The sequence below is a fragment of the Collinsella sp. Sow4_E3 genome, assembly GCF_052116285.1.
Classification (GTDB): Bacteria; Actinomycetota; Coriobacteriia; order Coriobacteriales; family Coriobacteriaceae; genus Collinsella.
This window is the reverse complement of the sequence record NZ_JBQKLJ010000035.1, coordinates 1-3,993: the sequence shown is the minus strand read 5'-3', so window position 1 is coordinate 3,993 and position 3,993 is coordinate 1. Positions and strand designations below refer to the sequence as shown.

The 3,993-nt window shown below is 68.5% G+C and carries 7 protein-coding genes; all 7 read left to right on the top strand.

The features are described 5' to 3' along the window. The first annotated feature begins 112 nt into the window (after window positions 1-112). Window positions 113-295, top strand: coding sequence for a hypothetical protein (locus ACTQ48_RS10825; RefSeq protein ID WP_441570908.1), 183 nt, complete (start codon window positions 113-115; stop codon window positions 293-295). Further along, entirely contained in the window at window positions 292-1,008 is a 717-nt protein-coding gene (locus ACTQ48_RS10820) for a hypothetical protein (protein ID WP_441570906.1), read from the top strand. Before ACTQ48_RS10825 ends, ACTQ48_RS10820 begins: the two co-directional genes overlap by 4 nt. Next, window positions 1,005-1,550 (top strand): type I-E CRISPR-associated protein Cas6/Cse3/CasE, encoded by a 546-nt coding sequence (locus ACTQ48_RS10815; RefSeq protein ID WP_441570904.1) that lies wholly within the window; start codon window positions 1,005-1,007, stop codon window positions 1,548-1,550. Before ACTQ48_RS10820 ends, ACTQ48_RS10815 begins: the two co-directional genes overlap by 4 nt. A 59-nt stretch (window positions 1,551-1,609) precedes the next feature. Continuing rightward, window positions 1,610-2,272 (top strand): hypothetical protein, encoded by a 663-nt coding sequence (locus ACTQ48_RS10810; protein ID WP_441570902.1) that lies wholly within the window; start codon window positions 1,610-1,612, stop codon window positions 2,270-2,272. Then, on the top strand, window positions 2,242-2,655 hold the full coding sequence (locus ACTQ48_RS10805; protein ID WP_441570900.1) for a hypothetical protein: 414 nt from the start codon (window positions 2,242-2,244) through the stop codon (window positions 2,653-2,655). The genes ACTQ48_RS10810 and ACTQ48_RS10805 overlap by 31 nt, the downstream gene beginning before the upstream one ends. Window positions 2,656-2,671: 16 nt before the next feature. Then, on the top strand, window positions 2,672-3,517 hold the full coding sequence (locus ACTQ48_RS10800; RefSeq protein WP_441570899.1) for a hypothetical protein: 846 nt from the start codon (window positions 2,672-2,674) through the stop codon (window positions 3,515-3,517). After that, a partial coding sequence (locus ACTQ48_RS10795) for a hypothetical protein (RefSeq protein ID WP_441570897.1) occupies window positions 3,517-3,993 on the top strand: 477 nt, incomplete at its 3' end. The genes ACTQ48_RS10800 and ACTQ48_RS10795, both read left to right, overlap by 1 nt.

Below are 3,993 nucleotides of genomic sequence, written 5' to 3'. Positions count from 1 at the left end.
CGACCCTGCCGACATGGCAGCCGGAGCAACGCACCGACCTCGCCACCCCCGACCAGATCAGAGCCCACCGCGAGCGCCTACGCCAGGCGCTCCGCAACCGACAGGAGACATGATGGCTGTGACGCTCACCCTCACGATCCGCTCATGGCGGCTCCACCTAGACATCGGCACGCAGGACGAACCGGAGCAGCAGGACGGCGAGCCTGCCCCGGTGGGCATCGACACGCCGATGGTCACCTACGCCGAACCCAAGCCGCAGCACGTCGGATTCCAGCAGCCCATGGAGGCATCATGATCGACACCCACGACGCCACACCCTGCGCATCCGGCTGCATCACCTACCGGCACCTCGCAGACTGCACCGACGACCACTGCTCCGGCTGCGAACCACGATGGGCCACCGACGGGCTACTCTGCGGACGCTGCCACAACCGGCTCGCAACCCTCCTCAGCGGGCCCAACGATCCCGAGTCCATCGCCGGGGTCTGCGCATGGCTCGCCGACAACCTCGGGCAGCACCTCCGCAGCCCATCCGGCAAGGGAGAGGCGCGCCCCGGAGGCGACAGCGACGGACAGTTCGCCCGCGTCTTCAACGCGCTGTCGGCCGCCCAGATCGTGCTCGCGTCCTGGGCGCGTGACTGGGCCGACCACAGTAACCTCACCGGCCCGAGCGACACCAACCCGGCCACCGTCGCCGCATGGCTACGGCCATGGCTGCCGACCCTGTGCCGGTGGGAGCCCGTCGCCGTCATGCTCGACGAACTCGCCGACGCCAGACGCGACGCGCACACCGCCTGCCCGTGGCGTTCCCAGCCCCGCGTCTGCGCCGGCGTCGCATGCCCCCACTGCCACGACACGGCTCTCGTCATCCCCGCCGGGGAGACTGACACCCACTGCCGCAACTGCGGCCTCATTGTCCCCGAGCGGGATTACGCACGATGGATCGCCGTGCTCGGAGCAGAAGCCGAGCTGGGACCCGAGCTGACCAGGAAGGAGCAATCAGCATGATCCTCACCCACCTGCGACTGTCCCGAGGGGCGCCGCACGACACCCGGTGGCTCCACCAACGCATCGCTGAGGCAGCCAACGAGCCCCGGCCCCTATGGGCGTTCCCGCGCCCCGGCGTGGTCATCACCCAAACCGCCCTACCCATCAGGAGCGTCCAGTGGGCGACGATCGAGTCTCAGGGTGAAGTGGTGTGCTGCGCAGATGGCGCGGCAGTGCAGTTGGCGCTGATCGCCAACCCCACCCGGGCCCTGCGCGAGCATGGTGGTCGCGGTACGCGGACACCGCTCGCCGAAGCTGGCTGGGACGACTGGCTCCGGCACAAACTGGCAGGCGCCGTGGATGTGACGCATGTCAGCCACCAGGGGCTGACGCCCGTCGTCACCAGCAAGCCTGGCCATGTTGTCACGCTGCGGCGAGTCGAGTTCATCGCCGCCGGCAGTGTCGTGGACGCTGCGGCTCTCCACGCCCTCCGCACAGCAGGTATCGGTTCAGGCAAAGCCTACGGCTGCGGGCTGCTGCTCGCGTTGGAGGTGAGGTCATGACCGCACCTCCAACGCGACTCGTGTGGGAGATGGCAGGTCGCCCCGCTCCGGTAGCGTCCATGTCCGCCTTGCTCGGCGATGCCGCGATGTGCCGCATGTGTGGCGGCAGCGACCTGTCCACTGCCGCCGTCGACAAGGCGTTGGGCACGAACTGGATCGACCACTCATGCTGGCGACGCCCCGACTCGACCCGAGTCTGCGCGGCCTGCCTGTGGGCATGCTCGGGGAAGCCGCCCGCCACGCTGCGAATGTGGAGCATCATCGCCGCCCCCGGCGTAGTCCTGCCACCCAAGCATGAGAAGTGTGCCATGCCAGACGGGGCCGGGCTGACCTTGCTGAACCGATCCAACCCCGCCCCAATTGCCGACCTCCTCGCCTCTCCGCCTGACGGCGAGTGGTTGGTCACCATCGCCACCTCGGGACAGAAGCATGTCCTGCCCTACGCCCACGTCAACACAGGCGCCGGCGCGTGGGTGGTGCGGATGGAGTCCACCAATGTGACGTCCACCCCTGTCGAGTGGGCCACGGTCCGTCGCCACGCTCTGGAGTTGCGCCGCCTCGGAGTCCCGGCCCCAGCCGTCATGACCGGAGACCCGGCAGGGATCGCGACCGCCGACAAGCTCACCGCCTGGGTGGAGCACTCCACCCCCCTCGCCCCGTACCTCAGATCACCACTGCTCGACCTCGCGCTGTGGACCATCACGAAAGGAACCATGCAATGACCGACCATCCCGACACCCTGCTCGACGCCACTCGACAGTGGCTGTCAGCGCTGCTCGACTCCGCCGACGTCGACACCATCGGCGCGGCGCACTGGTGGGACCGAGCTTCCGCCGCCTTGCAGGCGGCAGCCGCAGGAGCCACCACCCTCGCTCAGGCGACCACGATCGCCGCGACGAAGCTCCAGGTGGATGTACTCGGCGAGTCTGCGTCGCGAATCGTGACAGGACTGGCTGAGGTCATCGACCCGGCCTACACCGAGTGGGCTGATCGTGTGGCAGCCGAGCACGTCTACATGGTCGCTCTCGTCCGCGTGGAGCGTGCCGCCCGCCGCGCACAGAAAACCAACCAGCCCGCCCTCGACACCACCACCGCCCCATTCTGATCCGAAGGAGACGATCATGACCATCACCTACTACACCGCGACCGCCATCACCCCGCTGCATCACGGCGCAGGGACAGCAGGGAACACGGCGCTCTTGCGCACCGAGCAGATCGTCCAACCCGATGGGACCTCTGCCACCGTGCCCTACATCTCGGGCAACTCGATCCGCCACGGCCTGCGCTCAGCGCTCGCATGGCACCTCGCCCGCACCCTCACCATCGAACCAGGAAGCCTGTCCAAGCCTGTGGTCGACCTGCTCTGGTCGGGTGGCGCGATCACCGAGACCGGCTCCCAGACCAGCCTCGACACGCTCCGCCGAGTTGAGGAGTTGCTGCCGCATCTGGCGATGCTTGGCTACTCGGCGCGCTCCGACCTGGCTGCAGGGACGCTGCGGGTGGGTCCGTTGATGCTGGTGTGCGCCGAGAATGCGTGGCGGCTGCCTGAGTACGTCGCGGAAACCCCGCACGCGCTTAAGCGGGCCGCCGCCTACAGGTCGGAGGAGTTCGGGACCAGGCACGACATCACCACCACCCCAGCGGGCCGCTTCCTCGATGTGGCGCAAGCCCTCACCTCAACCCAGATGATCTACGACTGGCAGACCATCAAGTCGGGTGCTGTGCTCTGCGGGTCGATGCAGCTCACCCCGGCCGCTACCGAGCAGCACCAGACCATGCTGGACGTGGCAGTCGCCCTGTGGGCGCCCGATGGGGTGGCGAGTGTTGGAGCGAGGTCGAGCACCGGTGCCGGCATGGTCCGCCTCGACGGGATGAGTGCCGACACCGACGCGGTGGACGCATGGACGGATCGCCTCGTAGATAACCGCGCCGACATCCTCGACCTGCTCACCGAGGTGGCGGGTTGATGACTCAACCTGTCAGGATCACCGCCCACCTCGACAGCCTGTCCGTCGGACTCACGGAGACCCCGATGATGCTCGACGGGCCACTGTCGTGGGTGTGGTGGCAGTTGCAAGGATCGGGGAGGATTGCGCCCGGTCAGGCACCCGGCGATGCGGCGCTACCACTGGCGCGCTGGGTGGAGGCCGGGACCTGGGGGTGGTGCGTGTCCCGCGCCCACCCCCAGGTCGAGGCGCATACCGCGATCGAGTTGCGTCGCAAGCCCGCCACAGACGCGATGGCCCGCTACACCACGGACAAGCGCTTCCATCCGGGCCTCGGCCCCCACAAGGCGCGTGACGTGACGGTGGCCGCCGCGTGGGTGCCTCGGGTGTGGTGGGACGCAGACACCACTGACGTGGATGCCCTGCACGCCCTGCTGGTCGACGTGACACATCTGGGGGCGCATGCCGCCGTCGGATACGGGAGGGTGTCCGGGTGG